This is a genomic window from Idiomarina sp. H2, from assembly GCF_004364275.1.
Lineage (GTDB): Bacteria > Pseudomonadota > Gammaproteobacteria > Enterobacterales > Alteromonadaceae > Idiomarina > Idiomarina loihiensis.
The window spans coordinates 252,473-269,649 of sequence record NZ_SNZY01000001.1; the positions used below are offsets into that span (position 1 = coordinate 252,473).

The following is a 17,177-nucleotide window of genomic DNA, read 5'->3' on the forward strand; positions in this document are numbered from 1 at the left end:
TTGATTTACCCGTTTTTTTATGTACGGAGGTTGCCCTTGAGTATTCTAGCGAGTCAATCCGCTAAACGAGCGATTCTGGTGCTTGCTGACGGGACCGTGTTTCGCGGAACCGCTATCGGAGCCGAAGGCTCTGCAGTCGGCGAAGTGGTCTTCAACACGGCCATGACAGGTTACCAGGAAATTCTTACTGACCCATCTTATACAGAACAAATCGTTACTCTCACTTATCCCCATATAGGCAATACCGGTATTAACTCTGAAGACGCAGAGTCTGATCAGGTTTGGGCGAAAGGACTTATCATTAGAGATTTGGCAATGAAAGCCAGCAATTTCCGTAGTGAGGAAACGCTAAGCGCTTACTTGCAACGTCACAATGTGGTGGGCATTGCAGATATTGATACGCGTCGTTTAACTCGCATTCTGCGCGAGAAAGGTGCGCAAAATGGCTGCATTATGGTTGGCGAGCTGGATGAAAATAAAGCGCAGGAACTGGCTCAGAAGTTTCCGGGCTTAAAAGGAATGGACCTTGCGAAAGAAGTTTGCTGCGATAAGCCTTACGACTGGCAGGGCGGCAGCTGGCAGCTTGGCGAAGGCCACACCAAACCAGAGCAGAATAAATACCATGTAGTCGCTTACGACTATGGTTGTAAACACAACATTCTGCGTTTGCTGGCAGACCGAAACTGTAAGATTACAGTCGTACCGGCTCAAACGTCGGCCGAGGATGTACTGGCATTAAAACCCGATGGGGTTTTCCTATCGAATGGTCCGGGCGACCCTGAGCCTTGCGATTACGCGATCACAGCAATCAAAGCCTTATTGGATAAAGACATTCCAATTTTTGGTATTTGCCTTGGTCATCAATTATTGGCTATTGCCAGTGGCGCGCACTCCATGAAAATGAAGTTTGGTCATCACGGCGCTAACCACCCGGTACAAGATTTAAAAACGAAACGGGTGATGATTACCAGTCAGAACCATGGCTTTGCCGTTGATGAAAAGCAGCTGCCGGATAACCTGGAAGTGACTCACGTGTCTTTGTTCGATGGCACATTGCAGGGTATTCGCCGCAAAGATAAGCCGGCCTTTAGTTTTCAGGGGCACCCTGAAGCAAGCCCTGGGCCGCACGATGCCAGTGAACTGTTTGACCAATTTATTGAATTGATGCAGGCCAAAGCCTGATTCGTCGAATGATATTCGATGCCGTCATCCGTAGCGAAAGGACAGATAGAGCGACTTTATGCCAAAACGTACCGACATTAAAAGCATTCTGATTCTGGGTGCAGGCCCTATTGTTATCGGCCAGGCCTGTGAGTTTGATTACTCCGGCGCTCAAGCGTGCAAAGCGCTGCGCGAGGAAGGTTACCGAGTCATTTTGGTAAATTCTAACCCTGCTACCATTATGACTGACCCGGAAATGGCCGATGCAACTTATATCGAGCCAATTCACTGGGAAGTAGTAGAGAAAATTATTGAGCGTGAGCGTCCGGATGCGGTGTTACCGACCATGGGTGGCCAAACCGCTTTGAACTGTGCGCTGGATTTAGACCGCCACGGTGTGCTGGAACGCTACAAGGTTGAAATGATTGGCGCTAATGCCGATGCGATTGATAAAGCGGAAAACCGAGATCGCTTCGATAAGGCAATGAAAGCGATTGGTCTGGAAACACCGAATGCTGAAATGGCTCATAGTCTTGATGAAGCCTTTGATGTGCTTAGCCGATTAGGTTTCCCTTGCATTATTAGACCGTCCTTCACTATGGGCGGCAGTGGCGGTGGTATTGCTTATAACCGCGAAGAATTTGAAGAAATTTGCCGCCGGGGTCTGGACTTGTCGCCAACCAATGAGTTGTTAATTGACGAATCGCTACTGGGCTGGAAAGAGTACGAGATGGAAGTTGTGCGCGATAAAAGCGATAACTGCATCATTGTCTGTACTATTGAAAACTTTGACCCTATGGGTATTCACACCGGTGACTCAATTACGGTTGCGCCTGCCCAGACGTTGACAGACAAAGAATTCCAGCTAATGCGTGATGCGGCAATGGCCGTTCTGCGCGAAATCGGTGTGGAAACTGGTGGTTCAAACGTACAGTTTGGTGTTAATCCGGACACCGGACGTATGGTCATTATCGAGATGAACCCACGGGTTTCGCGTTCATCCGCTTTGGCATCAAAAGCTACAGGCTTCCCAATTGCTAAGGTTGCAGCGAAACTGGCAGTTGGATACACGCTTGATGAACTTGAGAACGAAATAACCGGCGGCAAAACGCCCGCGTCTTTCGAGCCTGCATTAGATTACGTGGTCACAAAAATACCGCGCTTTAACTTTGAAAAATTTGCTAACTGTAATGACCGGCTGACCACACAAATGAAGTCGGTAGGTGAGGTGATGGCTATTGGCCGTAACTTCCAGGAGTCAATGCAAAAAGCATTGCGTGGTCTAGAGCTTGGTGCCTCAGGTTTTGACCCTATTGTGGACTTAGAAGCTAAAGATGCCCGTTCAAAAGTTATCCGTGAATTAAAAGAACCGGGTGCAGAGCGTATTTGGTATATCGCCGACGCTTTCCGCTTAGGTATGACGGTACGCGAAGTCTTTGAACTAACGCGTATAGATGAGTGGTATCTGATTCAAATTGAAGAGCTTGTCGACCTTGAAAAAGAGGTTGATGAACTTGGTTTAGCCGGGCTCACCGCAGACGTGATGACGGTGCTGAAACGTCGTGGTTTTGCTGACTCCCGTATAGCCGATGTTCTGCATGTGAGTGAAGCAGAAGTTCGTAAAAAGCGTTATAAGTATAAAATTCATCCCGTTTACAAACGTGTTGATACCTGTGCGGCTGAATTCGCCTCTGGCACAGCTTATATGTATTCAAGCTACGATGAAGAATGCGAAGCAGCGCCGACGGACAATGACAAAATTATGGTTATTGGTGGCGGACCAAACCGTATAGGGCAGGGCATTGAGTTCGATTATTGCTGTGTGCATGCCTCGCTGGCGCTGCGTGAAGACGGTTATGAAACCATTATGGTGAACTGTAATCCGGAAACCGTATCCACCGATTATGACACTTCAGATCGTCTATACTTTGAGTCTATTACTCTCGAAGATGTCCTTGAAATTGTCCGTATTGAAAAGCCTAAAGGGGTTATTGTTCAATACGGTGGTCAGACTCCGTTGAAGCTGGCGCGTGAGCTTGAGGCTAATGGCGTGCCGATTATCGGTACGTCGCCTGACGCTATTGACCGGGCGGAAGACAGAGCGCGTTTTCAGACCGCCGTACGCCGTCTGGGATTGAAACAACCTGAGAACTCAACAGTTACAGGCTTTAACGAAGCTCTGACGGAAGCTAAACGTATTGGTTATCCGTTAGTCGTTCGTCCATCCTATGTTCTGGGTGGCAGGGCAATGGAAATTGTCTATGATGAAGCAGATTTGCAACGTTATTTGACTGACGCGGTCAAAGTGTCAAACGACGCACCGGTACTGCTGGATCGTTTTCTTGATAACGCGATAGAAGTGGACGTTGATGCCATCTGCGATGGTACCGACGTGCTAATTGGCGGCATTATGCAGCATATAGAGGAAGCCGGTGTTCACTCAGGTGACTCTGCGTGTTCATTACCTCCGTACTCATTGAGTGACATTATTCAGGCTCAATTACGTGAACAAATGCGTAAGCTAGCCTTTGAATTGAATGTGAATGGCTTGATGAATGCGCAGTTTGCGGTTAAAGACGATGAAATTTATCTAATTGAGGTAAACCCAAGAGCTGCTCGAACCGTACCTTTTGTTTCTAAAGCAACAGGTGTGCCGTTAGCCAAAGTGGCAGCGCGGGTAATGGTTGGCCAGTCACTGCAAGAGCAGGGCTATGTAAAAGAAATTATTCCACCGTATTACTCGGTGAAAGAAGTGGTTATTCCTTTTGCAAAATTTCAGGGCGTGGATCCGATTCGCGGACCTGAAATGCGTTCAACCGGTGAAGTTATGGGTGTGGGTGAAAGCTTTGAAGAAGCTTATGCGAAAGCCAACCTGGGTGCCGGCGAAGCGTTGGCTAAAAAAGGTAAAGCACTCATTTCTGTAAAAGACAGTGACAAGCAACGCTTGATGGACTTAGCCCGCGGCTTATTGGCATTAGGCTTTAGTTTAGAAGCAACGCGCGGTACAGCCAAAATGCTTGGCGAAGAAGGTATTGACTGCAGTATTGTAAATAAACTGCAAGAAGGCCGTCCAAATATTGTTGATGCGATTAAAAACGGCGAATATTGCTATATTATAAATACAGTAGAAGGCCGTCAGGCGATTGAAGACTCGGTCTATATTCGCCGCGAAGCACTATTGAATAAAGTTATTTACACCACAACATTGAATGCTGCGTTTGCGACAGTAAAAGCAAATACAGCGGATGATCGGGCTCGGGTGAGCTCGGTACAAGAATTACATAAAAGGGTATCGTTAATATGAACCAGATTCCAATGACGGAACATGGCGCGCAATTATTACGTGATGAGCTTAAACGTTTAAAAACGGTAGAGCGTCCGCGCATTGTTGAAGCTATTGCTGATGCTCGCGAGCATGGTGATTTAAAAGAAAATGCGGAATATCATGCAGCGCGTGAACAGCAAGGTTTTTGCGAAGGCCGTATTCAGGAAATTGAATCCAAGCTTTCCAACGCACAGATTATTGATGTAACTAAGGTACCAAATAACGGCAAAGTTATTTTTGGCTCCACAGTCACCGTTTACAACACGAAAACGGACGAAGAAGTTACTTATAAAATAGTTGGCGATGATGAAGCGGATATTAAATCAAACTTAATTTCTGTGAATTCACCCATTGCGCGTGCGCTTATTGGTAAAGAAATTGATGATATTGCGACAGTAACGACACCTAACGGTGAAGTTGAATACGAGGTTGTTGCAGTACAATATAAGTAATATCAAAAATGAGTGTATAAAAGGCTGGAAACGTAAGTTTACCAGCCTTTTTCTTTTTATTAGCTTTTCAAATATATTCCTGTTTGTTTTTTATACTATCTATTGTATAGTTTGTTCTTATCTTTTTTTCTAACATTAAATTTACAAGAGAAGATGACAATGGACAAGGAACAGTCACTATCATTTAATACTCTTCAATATACACCTCTTGATGAACTCACTGTCACGGAGTGCTTCGAGCGTTTAAAACTCATCTCACAGAAGGCAACTTATAAAGATGTTTCTGTGTGGTTAGGCCGCAACGCCAACGACTATGCCAACTGGAAACGTAGTAACAAATTACCTTTCGCCGAAATTATTCGGAAACTACTGCAAGAAAGAATTTCTCTTAACTGGTTTTTCGCTCCGGGTTATACCTTGCACGAACCCAGCTACGCTTATACTCAGGGCGATTACGTTAAGAGCAGCGTGGTAGAGGAAGAACGCAAACGGCGAATTGAGTTTTTAAAAGCTCACAAGAAGATAGAGCCGTTATTGAAAGTCTACGGGCTGCAAGATGACGAAAAATGCATGACTTTGATGCTGGATGCGTATTTTTCCACTACCGATAAGTGGATGGAGAAATCGCAGGCATTAGAGTTAGTAGCGAAAGCATTAGCTCTTAAGCCTGCGATTCAAAGAATTACCCGCGAGGAAGACGAATCTTAGGTTCTTCTGCAGCACGGTATATCACTTGTGTTTTACCGATAATTTGCACTTCAGCGGCACCTGTTTCATGTACAATGGTTGCCATAATTTGCTTTCTGAGCTCGCGGTCTTCTTCCGGAACTTTTATTTTAATCAGTTCATGGTGGTCAAGTGCTTGCTCAATTTCTGCAAGAACACCTTCAGTAAGGCCGTTAGCCCCAAGTAGTACGACGGGTTTAAGCGGATGTGCTAAACCTTTTAAATGCTGTTTTTGCTTATTACTTAATGACATTCGATAATATCCGTTTTAGAGCTTGATTTTTTAACATTGTAACGCCAGATCAGGTATTCAGGCCAGACAATTAAGGAAACTTCGTTAAATCATGGGAAAAAAACGCAGTGTGAGTAGTCAGCGCTGGCTGAAAGAACATTTTGACGATCAGTTTGTCCAAAAAGCACAGAAGAAGGGATTACGCTCCCGCGCTGTTTTTAAATTGGAAGAAATACAAAAACGGGACAAACTGATCAAAAAAGGTCAAACCGTCGTTGATTTAGGAGCAGCCCCAGGTGGGTGGTCACAGTACGTGGCCGACTACTTTAACGGCGATGGTCAAATCATTGCTTGTGATATTTTAGCGATGGACCCAATCGCCGGAGTCGATTTTCTTCAGGGAGATTTTCGTGAAGAATCGGTACTGGAGGCTTTATTAGAGCGTATTGGTGGTAAAAATGTGGATGTGGTGCTGTCTGACATGGCACCTAATATGAGCGGTAATGGCACGGTAGACCAGGCGCGTTCTATGTACTTGGTAGAGCTGGCGCTGGACATGTGCCATCAGGTTTTGAAACCAGGTGGAAGTTTTGCCGTCAAAGTGTTTCAGGGGCAAGGTTTTGAATCTTTCCTGAAAGATGTACGAGCAGCGTTTAATGATGTGAAAACGAGAAAACCAGAGTCCTCAAGAGCACGTTCTAGAGAGGTCTACTTGGTAGCGACAGACTATAAACTGTAGTACCCTGTTGGGTAGTTGATTTTTAATAGAGGTAATAGGCTTTGAGCGATATGGCAAAGAATCTCATCTTGTGGCTTGTGATAGCTGTCGTACTGATGAGCGTTTTTCAGAGCTTCAGTCCGAGCGGAACGTCATCATCAACCATGGTATACAGCGAATTTGTATCTCAGGTTAATAATGGCAACATTCGTCGTGCTGAATTTGGTGATGATGGACGCACTATTTCAGGTATGACTCGCAATGGTCAATCTTATAAAACCGTTGTACCAACTCAATATGATCCAAAAATTCTGGATGATTTGTTGGCAAACGATGTAGAAACACAAGGTACTCCGCCAGAAGAGCAGAGTATTCTGGCATCTATCTTTATTTCGTGGTTCCCGATGCTACTGTTAATCGGTGTATGGATATTCTTCATGCGTCAGATGCAGGGCGGTGGCGGCCGTGGGGCTATGTCGTTTGGTAAAAGCAAAGCCAAGCTAATGAATGAAGAGCAATCAAAAACAACCTTCAAAGACGTAGCCGGTTGTGATGAGGCCAAAGAAGAAGTCTCAGAGCTTGTGGATTATCTGAAAGACCCTTCTAAGTTTCAGCGTCTGGGTGGCAAAATACCGAAAGGCGTTCTTATGGTCGGCCCTCCGGGTACGGGTAAAACCCTGCTGGCAAAAGCTATTTCGGGCGAAGCAAAAGTACCGTTCTTCAGCATTTCCGGTTCAGACTTCGTTGAGATGTTTGTTGGTGTCGGTGCTTCCCGTGTTCGTGACATGTTTGAACAAGCGAAAAAATCTGCGCCATGCATTATCTTTATTGATGAGCTTGATGCCGTGGGTCGCCAACGTGGTGCCGGACTCGGTGGTGGCCACGATGAACGTGAGCAGACATTGAACCAAATGCTGGTTGAAATGGATGGCTTTGAAGGTAATGAAGGCATTATCGTTATTGCCGCTACTAACCGTCCAGATGTCTTAGATCCTGCATTATTGCGTCCCGGCCGCTTTGACCGTCAGGTTATCGTTGGTTTACCGGATGTTCGTGGTCGTGAGCAGATTCTTAAAGTGCACATGCGTAAAGTACCATTGGGTGATGACGTTAAACCGTCAGTGATTGCTCGTGGTACACCCGGCTTTTCTGGTGCGGACTTAGCGAACTTAGTTAACGAAGCTGCGCTATTTGCTGCCCGGGGCGACAAGCGCGTCGTTTCAATGGAAGAATTTGATAAAGCAAAAGACAAGATCATGATGGGTGCAGAGCGCCGCTCAATGGTTATGACGGATGATGAAAAAGCGATGACCGCTTACCACGAAGCCGGCCACGCCATTGTTGGTCGCCTTGTGCCAGAACATGATCCAGTCTACAAAGTATCGATTATTCCACGAGGCCGCGCACTGGGTGTGACCATGTATCTGCCAGAGCAGGATCGTGTCAGCCACAGTAAACAGCATCTTGAAAGTATGATTTCAAGCTTATTCGGTGGACGTCTCGCAGAAGCCATTATTTATGGTAACGATAAAGTGACCACCGGCGCCTCTAACGACATTGAACGTGCAACTGAAATTGCTCGTAAAATGGTTACCCAGTGGGGACTGTCGGAGAAAATGGGGCCGTTGCTGTACGCCGAAGATGAAAATGAAGTATTCCTCGGTCGCTCGGTAACCCAGCACAAGCACATGTCAGATGACACTGCGCGCGCTATTGATGAAGAAGTGAAGTCAGTTATCGACCGTAATTATCAGCGAGCGAAAAAGCTGCTGGAAGAAAACGAAGATATTTTGCATTCAATGAAGGACGCATTAGTTCGCTATGAAACTATTGATGCCGACCAAATTGATGACTTGATGAACCGTCGCGATGTTCGTCAGCCAAAAGACTGGGATGACAGAGACAGTGGTGGTAACGATTCTGACGGTGGGGCTGCTAAGGCAGAGAACACCGAAGAACGTCCGGACCGCCCCATTAATGTTGATAAACCCGGGGATGCGACTTCTTAACGTTGATTCTTTTAAAAAGCCACCGCGAGGTGGCTTTTTTGTAGGACACAGTTATTAGCGGAGCTAAGCCATGCCGAAAAATCCAAAGCCGTTGCGAGTTATGGGAATTGTTAATGTCACTCCGGACTCATTTTCAGACGGGGGTGAGTACAACCGCCTAAATGATGCAATAGACCACATTGCACAGCTGATCAAAGACGGCGCTGACATTGTGGACATTGGTGGGGAGTCAACCCGCCCTGGTGCTTATTCGGTTGCTGAACAGGAAGAGTTGGACAGAGTTGTTCCTTTGGTAAAGGCGGTAAGAGACCGTTTTGATGTTGCTATTTCGGTGGACACAACCAAACCCAAAGTCATGACAGAGTCGATAGAAGTTGGCGCCAATATAATTAATGATGTGAATGCCTTGCGTGAGAAAGGTGCTCTGGAAGCGCTGGCAGCGACAAACGCAGAAGTGTGTCTGATGCACATGCAGGGTGAGCCACGAAGTATGCAGCACAACCCTAATTATGATGATGTTGTTTGCGACGTTAAGACTTTTTTGCAAGAGCGTGTTATAGCGTGTGAAAAAGCGGGTATCGAACGCGAGAGGATTTGGTTGGATCCTGGTTTTGGTTTTGGCAAGTCGCAGCGACATAACTACCAGTTATTGCAACGTTTGCAGGCGTTTCACGAATTGCAGTTGCCGTTATTGGTGGGAATGTCGCGAAAAAGCATGATAGGTCATGTTACCGGACGTGAAGTAAAAGACCGCTTAGCAGGCAGTTTAGCGGCTGCAACCATTGCAGCTATGAAAGGAGCACGTATAATTCGCGTTCATGATGTTAAGGAGACAGTTGATGCGATGAAAGTGGTTGCAGCAACTATAGAAGGAGAACACCTTTGAGTGAGCGTAAATATTTCGGCACCGATGGCGTGCGCGGACGTGTCGGGCAATTCCCGATAACCCCTGAATTTGCCGTAAAGCTTGGCTGGGCAGCAGGGCGTGTACTAGCCGCTAAGGGGACCAGTCGCGTATTAGTGGGCAAAGACACCCGGGTTTCTGGTTATATGCTTGAGTCAGCATTAGAGGCTGGTTTAGCCGCTGCTGGTGTTGGCGTGGACTTCTTAGGTCCTATGCCCACTCCCGGAATTGCTTATCTTACACGCACGTTCAGAGCCGCTGCCGGAATCGTGATTAGCGCCTCTCATAACCCATATTATGATAATGGTATTAAGTTTTTTGCTGATAACGGACACAAGCTTCCTGACGCGGTTGAGCTGGAAATTGAACGTTTGTTGGACGAGCCTATGGACTGCGTTATTTCCGAAGAGTTAGGGCGGGCAAAACGCATTAATGATGCCGCAGGACGTTATATTGAGTTTTGTAAAAGCGTATTCCCCAACGAAATGACGCTGGAAGGGCTTCACATCGTGGTTGACTGCGCCCATGGCGCTACTTACCACATTGCGCCTAATGTGCTTCGGGAACTTGGTGCTGAAGTGACCGAAATAGGCACGCAGCCCAATGGACTGAATATTAATAAAGAGTGCGGTGCAACGCACTTAACGGCATTGCAGAATAAAGTACTGGAAACCAAAGCCGACCTTGGCATAGCGCTTGACGGCGATGGCGATCGCATTATGATGGTGACTGAAAACGGACGCCCCATTGATGGCGACGAAATTCTTTATATGCTCGCTGTTACTGCGCAGAATCAGGGACAGCTTCAGGGCGGGGTTGTTGGTACTTTGATGACCAACTTTGCTTTGGAGAAGGAGCTGGATAAACGGCGTATTCCATTCGTTCGTGCAAAAGTCGGTGACCGCTATGTTATTGAGGAACTGGTTAAGCGTGACTGGTATCTGGGGGGAGAGAACTCCGGCCATGTTATAAACCGTCAGCATCACACTACTGGGGACGGCATTATAGCTGGCCTGCAGGTGTTGGCAGCTATGTACCAGGAACAAAAGTCTCTGGAGAAACTGAGCTGCGACTTTCATAAGCTGCCGCAAGTACTTATTAATGTCCGCTTTGAGAGCGATAAACAGCCTCTGGAATCTGCAAATGTAAAAAGTGTTGTTCGCGAAGTGGAAGCTGCTCTTGCGGGTAGCGGCCGAGTGTTATTACGTAAGTCTGGTACTGAACCTTTAATTCGCGTAATGGTTGAGGGCGAGAACGAAGCAAAGGTAAAAGCTTTTGCTCAACAAATTGCGAATGAGGTCGAAGCGGCCACAAATTAAACAGTTAGCGGGTAGTGATGAAAATCTCGCTTGTAAGTTGGCGAGTGTTTCGCTACTATTCCCGCGCTCTGGAGTAGAGGACAAACTATGCCTAATGCATCACTAGTGATTGCAAATTGGAAAATGAACGGAAATCGCGAGCTAACGAAAACAATGTCGGCGGCTTTGCGGGAAAAACTTAATCAGCTTCAGCAAGTTAAGTTAGTCATTTGTCCTCCGTTTACCCTTATTGGCGAGCTGGCTAATCAATGTTATTACGATGACATTGCCATTGGTGCTCAGAATGTATCTGAACACACTGGTGGCGCCTTTACCGGCGAAATCTCAACCGCACAGCTACAAGAATTTGGTGTTAGCTATGTGTTAGTGGGACATTCAGAACGTCGGCAGCTGTTCGCAGAAACCGACAAAATGGTGAATGAGAAAACCCTGGCTACGGTTAATGCCGGTATGACAGCGGTGATTTGTGTTGGTGAGAATAAAGCACAACGCGATGAGGGAAACACCTGGGAAGTTGTAGCACAGCAAGCGCAAGCGGCTTTAGCTGATCTTCCTAAGGAGCAAGCCGGTAAAATTGTTTTGGCCTATGAGCCTGTTTGGGCAATTGGTACTGGAGAAACGGCTTCACCAGAACAAGCACAGGACGTTCATGCAAAATTAAGAGCGTTACTGGTAGAGCAATTTGGCGCGATTGGTGAGAAAATGCCGTTATTGTACGGCGGCTCAGTTAAAGCTGACAACGCTGCCGAATTATTTGCGCAAAAAGACATTGATGGCGGCCTGATAGGTGGCGCAAGTTTGAAAGAATCAGACTTTGTTGCTATTTGCCAAGCTGCTCAAGGGTAAAATTATGTACGAAATTTTGATGATCGCATTTCTCGTTGTCGCTTTGGTCTTAATTGGCTTTATTATGCTGCAACAAGGCAAAGGCGCAGACATGGGCGCATCTTTTGGTTCAGGCGCATCGAACACTGTTTTTGGTTCATCAGGTTCAGGTAACTTCCTGACCCGGGCAACAGCCGGGTTAGCGGTAGTGTTTTTCATTCTGAGCCTGGTATTGGGTAACTTATCGACCTCTACTGATGAGTCGTCAAATGACTTCTCAGACCTTTCAGTTCCGGCTGAAGAGCAAGAGTTACCTCCAGCGGATGATAAGTCAGAGTCTGAATCTGACGTGCCGCCAATTGACTAAGATTTTGCAGAAGTGGTGGAATTGGTAGACACGCTACCTTGAGGGGGTAGTGCTCTTACGGGCGTGCGGGTTCAAGTCCCGCCTTCTGCACCAAAATTAGCTCTCTGATTGTTGCCTCAGAGGTTGAAAATAAACGAAAAATACGTATAATGTGCAACAAGTTTCGGACGCGGGGTGGAGCAGTCTGGTAGCTCGTCGGGCTCATAACCCGAAGGTCGTAGGTTCAAATCCTGCCCCCGCAACCAATTTTAGTAGCAGCGTTTCGCATTAAGGCGTCGCTTTTGCTAAAATAACTGACAAAGGGTCCAGTGTTCAGAAAGCCCCGCAGCAGCTCGGGGCTTTTTGCTATGCGGCCTTAGCTATCTTAGGATAGCCAGAACACTGGGCGCTTGCGCCCTTTTTTTGTTTCAGGAGGCAGTAATTGGCAAATTTGCAAGAACGGTTAACCGATATAATTCGCCCAGCGGTAGAAGCGCTGGAGTTTGAATTGTGGGGCGTAGAGTTTATTCGCGCCGGTAAGTTTTCAACATTACGGGTATATATCGATCATCCGGAAGGTATCAGCGTGGATAACTGTGCAGACGTGAGTTATCAGGTCAGTTCACTACTGGATGTTGAAGACCCTATTAATGTTGAATACAACCTGGAAGTGTCCTCTCCGGGAATGGAAAGACCGTTTTTTAATGCCCAACAAATGCAGCCTTATATAAATGAAACCGTTGCTTTTGAGTTAGTAGCGGCGCAAAAAAACAAAAGAAAATTTAAGGCAGAATTGATTGCGGTTGAGGGTGAAGAACTGACCCTTGCCGTTGATAACGATACTCTTCAGGTGAATATGCGTGATGTGAAAAACGCTCACCTGGTTCCGGCATTTGATTAAAAGATTGCGTTGGCGAGGCAGCACTCATGAGTAAAGAAATACTGTTAGTCGCAGAAGCGGTTTCAAACGAAAAAGCAGTACCACGCGAAAAAATATTTGAAGCGTTAGAGTCAGCATTGGCTCATGCGACCAAAAAGAAGTACGACGGCGATATTGAAGTTCGTATTGATATCGATCGTACCACTGGCGAATTTGATACATTCCGTCGTTGGTTAGTCGTTGAAGACACGGATTCTGGATTAGAACATCCTTACCGTGAAATAAGCTTGTCGGCAGCGCAATACGAAGATCCATCGGTACAGGCCGGTGACTACGTAGAAGAGCAAATCGATTCGATACAGTTCGACCGTATTACGACCCAGACTGCAAAACAAGTTATCGTACAAAAAGTACGTGAAGCCGAACGAGCTCAGGTTGTTGATGAATACCGTGAGCAAGTGGGTGAAATGGTCAGCGGTATTGTTAAGCGTGCGAATCGGGAGCACGTTATTCTGGATTTAGGTAATAACGCGGAAGCGATTATTTATCGTGACGAAATGTTACCGCGTGAATCTGTGCGTCCAGGTGATCGCATTCGCGGTTTGCTCTATGACGTTCGTCCAGAAGCTCGTGGTGCACAATTATTTGTAAGCAGAACCAATCCTAACTTCTTGTTGGAATTGTTCCGTATCGAGGTGCCTGAAATAGGCGAAGAGATGATTGAGCTACGCGGTGCTGCCCGAGACCCGGGTTCGCGTGCTAAAATTGCGGTTAAGAGTAACGATAAGCGTATAGACCCTGTTGGGGCTTGCGTTGGTATGCGCGGTGCACGAGTTCAGGCGGTATCCGGTGAGCTTGGTGGCGAGCGCGTAGACATTGTGCTTTGGGATGATAACCCGGCACAGTACGTCATTAACGCGATGGCGCCTGCTGAAGTAGCGTCTATAGTTGTGGATGAAGATGCACATACTATGGATATTGCGGTTGCGGCAGATAACCTGGCTCAAGCTATTGGTAAAGGTGGACAGAACGTTCGCCTGGCCAGTCAGCTAACCGGCTGGACACTGAATGTTATGACCGAAGACGAGTTCAACGAAAAAAATGAAGCTGAAACTCAGCGTCTATTGAACTTGTTCGTATCGACTTTAGATATCGATGAAGATTTTGCAAATGTACTGGTTGATGAAGGCTTCTCTTCACTTGAAGAAGTGGCTTATGTCCCGGTTGCAGAATTCCTTGATATTGAAGGGATGGACGAAGATATCGTAGAAGAATTGCGTAGCAGAGCACGTGCTTATTTAACCACGAAAGCTCTGGCTACCGAAGAATCTCTGGAATCGGCTGAACCAGATGACACACTGTTGAACCTTGAAGGAATGGAGCGTCACCTGGCTTATGTATTAGCCAGCAAAGGCGTGACAACTCTGGAAGAGTTAGCGGAACAGGGTGTTGACGACTTAGCCGATATTGAAGAATTAAATGAACAGCAGGCTGGCGATTTAATTATGAAAGCTCGCAATATTTGCTGGTTCAATGAAGAACAGTAGAACGATCAGCGGAGGTACAACAGACTATGGAAGAAGTAACGCTCGATAAGCTGGCCACAGATGTCGGTACAACAGTTGATCGTCTGGTTCAGCAGTTCGCTGAAGCGGGCATGACCAAGAAAGCGGGTGATTCTGTTAACGAAGAAGAGAAACAGAAATTACTGGCTCACTTGAATCGTCAGCACGGCGGTGGCGGCAGCTCTGAACCCAGCAAAATGACTTTAAAGCGCAAAACAAAAAGTACGTTAAGCGTTGGTGGCGGAAGAGACTCTAAATCCGTTCAGGTAGAAGTGCGTAAAAAGCGTACTTACGTGAAACGTTCAGCAAGCGAAGAGCAGGAACGTGAAGAACAAGAACGCTTAGCGCAAGAGAAAGAAGCGGAAGAAGCGAAGCTTCGCGAAGAAGAAAAACAGCGCGAAGAAGAGCAGCAGCGTAAAGAAGCGGAAGCCAAGGCTAAAGCAGAACGCGAAAAAGCTGAGAAAGAAAAAGCTGAAAAAGAAAAGCTGCGCAAAGAAAAAGAGAAAGAGCGTCAAAAAGCAGAAGCTGAAAAACGTGCTGCCATGACACCTGAAGAGCGTGAAGCGGCAGACAAAGCGAAAGCCGATGCTGAAAAACTGAAGCGTCAACAGGAAGAAGAAGCTCGTAAAAAAGCGGAAAAAGAAGCGGAAGCGCAAGCGGAAGAAGCTCGTAAACTGGCGGAAGAAAACGCAAAACGCTGGGAAGAAGAAGAGCAGAAACGTAAACAGCAAGAAAAAGAAGACGTGCATTTTACAACGTCATCTACTGCGCAAGAAGCTGAAGACGCACAAGATTTTGACGAAGAACGTAAAAGCCGCAAACGCGGTAAAAAGCGTCGTCGTAAAGATGAAGAAAGCGATGATACCCCACGCCGCGAGAAGCGTCGTAAAGGTGCTCGTCGCGGCTCGTCGCTGCAACAGGGCTTTAACAAACCAGCTCAGCCAGTTGAACGTGATGTGAAAATTGGTGAGACCATTACCGTTGGTGAACTTGCTAACCGTATGGCAGTAAAAGCCAGTGACCTTATCAAGACCATGATGAAAATGGGCGAGATGGTCACCATTAACCAGATTCTTGATCAGGACACAGCCGCTTTAGTGGTTGAAGAGCTGGGTCATAAACCTGCGTTGGTGAAAGATAATGCGCTGGAAGAAGAAGTGCTTTCTGACCGCCAGGAAGGCGGAGAAGAGGCACCTCGTGCACCAGTCGTTACTGTTATGGGTCACGTTGACCATGGTAAAACATCGTTGCTGGATTACATTCGTAAAGCCAAAGTTGCATCAGGCGAAGCGGGTGGTATTACTCAGCACATCGGTGCATACCACGTTGAAACGGGTCATGGCATGGTGACTTTCCTGGATACTCCGGGACACGCCGCCTTTACTTCTATGCGTGCACGTGGTGCAGGCGCAACAGACGTTGTTATCCTGGTAGTTGCTGCGGATGATGGTGTTATGCCGCAAACCAAAGAAGCGGTTCAGCACGCAAAAGCTGCTGGCGTTCCTCTGGTTGTTGCTATCAACAAAATGGATAAAGAAGGCGCTGACCCAGACCGTGTGAAGAACGAGTTGTCGCAGTTGGAAGTTATTCCTGAAGACTGGGGTGGCGATGTTCAGTTCATTCCATTGTCAGCGCACACCGGTGACGGTATTGATGAACTGTTAGAAGCTATTTTGCTGCAATCTGAAGTATTGGATTTACGTGCAGAGAAAACCGGTATGGCCTCAGGTATTGTGGTTGAATCACGCCTGGATCGAGGCCGCGGCCCGGTAGCAACGGTATTGGTTCAGCGCGGTCTGCTGAAGCAGGGCGATGTTGTACTTTGTGGTCTTGAATACGGTCGTATTCGTGCGATGCGCGATGAAACCGGTAAAGAAATTAAAGAAGCTGGCCCATCAATTCCGGTAGAAATACTGGGTCTGTCTGGTGTTCCTCAGGCGGGTGATGAAGCAACGGTTGTCAGAGACGAGCGTAAAGCGCGTGAAGTGGCTAACTATCGTCAGGGTAAATACCGTGATGTGAAATTAGCTAAGCAACAGAAAGCGAAACTGGAAAACATGTTTGCGGACATGGCCGAAGGTGATGTTGCTGAGCTTAATATTGTACTTAAGTCTGACGTACAAGGGTCACTGGAAGCGATTTCTGATGCCTTAACCAAACTGTCGACTGATGAAGTGAAAGTGAACATCATCGGTAGCGGCGTTGGTGGTATCACCGAAACCGATATTTCTCTGGCCAGTGCTTCAAATGCCATTGTTGTTGGTTTTAACGTTCGTGCTGAAGCTGCAGCCAGAAAACTGGTTGAACAGGAAAGTGTCGACTTACGCTATTACAGCGTTATTTACGACTTAATTGACGAAGTTAAAGCGGCAATGAGCGGTATGCTTCAGCCTGAGTTTAAACAGCAGATCATTGGTTTGGCCGAAGTTCGTGATGTATTCAAATCACCTAAGATTGGTGCTATTGCTGGTTGTATGGTAACGGAAGGTGTGGTGAAGCGTTCTGCTCCAATTCGCGTATTGCGTGATAACGTTGTTATCTACGAAGGTGAGCTGGAATCTTTACGTCGCTTTAAAGATGACGTTCAGGAAGTTCGTAACGGTATGGAATGTGGTATCGGTGTTAAGAACTACAACGATGTCAAAGAAGGCGACCAAATCGAAGTCTTCGAAACCATTCAGATTGAACGTACGCTGTAATCAAGGACACAGGAAT

General features: G+C 46.7%; 14 protein-coding genes and 2 tRNA genes. 15 read left to right on the top strand and 1 reads right to left on the bottom strand.

The window, feature by feature from the left end:
* The first annotated feature begins 36 nt into the window (after nt 1-36).
* The 4 genes from carA to DET62_RS01245 all read left to right on the top strand — a co-directional run bounded on the left by carA (nt 37) and on the right by DET62_RS01245 (nt 5,646).
* A complete protein-coding gene (gene carA / locus DET62_RS01230) occupies nt 37-1,182 on the top strand; it encodes a glutamine-hydrolyzing carbamoyl-phosphate synthase small subunit (protein WP_034820125.1) in 1,146 nt (381 codons plus the stop codon).
* Nucleotides 1,183-1,240: 58 nt separating this feature from the next.
* On the top strand, nt 1,241-4,465 hold the full coding sequence (gene carB, locus DET62_RS01235) for a carbamoyl-phosphate synthase large subunit (RefSeq protein WP_110012623.1): 3,225 nt from the start codon (nt 1,241-1,243) through the stop codon (nt 4,463-4,465).
* The gene (greA, locus tag DET62_RS01240) at nt 4,462-4,938 is read left to right on the top strand and encodes a transcription elongation factor GreA (protein ID WP_011234230.1); all 477 of its coding nucleotides are present in this window, start codon (nt 4,462-4,464) and stop codon (nt 4,936-4,938) included. Before carB ends, greA begins: the two co-directional genes overlap by 4 nt.
* Before the next feature lie 159 nt (nt 4,939-5,097).
* On the top strand, nt 5,098-5,646 hold the full coding sequence (locus DET62_RS01245) for a hypothetical protein (protein ID WP_110012622.1): 549 nt from the start codon (nt 5,098-5,100) through the stop codon (nt 5,644-5,646).
* Here the strand turns inward: DET62_RS01245 and yhbY are convergent.
* The gene (gene yhbY / locus DET62_RS01250; RefSeq protein ID WP_011234228.1) at nt 5,621-5,917 is read right to left on the bottom strand and encodes a ribosome assembly RNA-binding protein YhbY; all 297 of its coding nucleotides are present in this window, start codon (nt 5,915-5,917) and stop codon (nt 5,621-5,623) included. The genes DET62_RS01245 and yhbY overlap by 26 nt on opposite strands.
* A gap of 91 nt (nt 5,918-6,008) precedes the next feature.
* Between yhbY and rlmE the strand changes: the two genes are divergently transcribed.
* The 11 genes from rlmE to infB all read left to right on the top strand — a co-directional run bounded on the left by rlmE (nt 6,009) and on the right by infB (nt 17,161).
* Complete coding sequence (gene rlmE / locus DET62_RS01255; RefSeq protein ID WP_011234227.1) at nt 6,009-6,635, top strand: 23S rRNA (uridine(2552)-2'-O)-methyltransferase RlmE; 627 nt, start codon at nt 6,009-6,011, stop codon at nt 6,633-6,635.
* 41 nt (nt 6,636-6,676) lie between these two features.
* The gene (gene ftsH, locus DET62_RS01260; protein WP_011234226.1) at nt 6,677-8,623 is read left to right on the top strand and encodes an ATP-dependent zinc metalloprotease FtsH; all 1,947 of its coding nucleotides are present in this window, start codon (nt 6,677-6,679) and stop codon (nt 8,621-8,623) included.
* A 70-nt stretch (nt 8,624-8,693) separates the two neighbouring features.
* A complete protein-coding gene (gene folP, locus DET62_RS01265; protein ID WP_034820142.1) occupies nt 8,694-9,509 on the top strand; it encodes a dihydropteroate synthase in 816 nt (271 codons plus the stop codon).
* Nucleotides 9,506-10,846, top strand: a complete 1,341-nt coding sequence (gene glmM / locus DET62_RS01270) for a phosphoglucosamine mutase (RefSeq protein WP_110012621.1) — start codon at nt 9,506-9,508, stop codon at nt 10,844-10,846. Before folP ends, glmM begins: the two co-directional genes overlap by 4 nt.
* 87 nt (nt 10,847-10,933) lie before the next feature.
* Nucleotides 10,934-11,692, top strand: a complete 759-nt coding sequence (gene tpiA / locus DET62_RS01275; protein WP_110012620.1) for a triose-phosphate isomerase — start codon at nt 10,934-10,936, stop codon at nt 11,690-11,692.
* A gap of 4 nt (nt 11,693-11,696) precedes the next feature.
* Complete coding sequence (secG, locus tag DET62_RS01280) at nt 11,697-12,038, top strand: preprotein translocase subunit SecG (RefSeq protein ID WP_034820144.1); 342 nt, start codon at nt 11,697-11,699, stop codon at nt 12,036-12,038.
* A 6-nt stretch (nt 12,039-12,044) separates the two neighbouring features.
* Nucleotides 12,045-12,131 (top strand) — tRNA-Leu (locus DET62_RS01285).
* A gap of 75 nt (nt 12,132-12,206) precedes the next feature.
* Nucleotides 12,207-12,283: transfer RNA gene (locus DET62_RS01290), tRNA-Met, on the top strand.
* Between the two features lie 176 nt (nt 12,284-12,459).
* On the top strand, nt 12,460-12,918 hold the full coding sequence (gene rimP, locus DET62_RS01295; protein ID WP_011234221.1) for a ribosome maturation factor RimP: 459 nt from the start codon (nt 12,460-12,462) through the stop codon (nt 12,916-12,918).
* Nucleotides 12,919-12,944: 26 nt separating this feature from the next.
* Nucleotides 12,945-14,444: a transcription termination factor NusA gene (gene nusA, locus DET62_RS01300; RefSeq protein WP_011234220.1), complete on the top strand. Its 1,500-nt coding sequence runs from the start codon at nt 12,945-12,947 to the stop codon at nt 14,442-14,444.
* 26 nt (nt 14,445-14,470) lie between these two features.
* Nucleotides 14,471-17,161: a translation initiation factor IF-2 gene (infB, locus tag DET62_RS01305; protein ID WP_034820151.1), complete on the top strand. Its 2,691-nt coding sequence runs from the start codon at nt 14,471-14,473 to the stop codon at nt 17,159-17,161.
* Nucleotides 17,162-17,177: the final 16 nt, after the last annotated feature.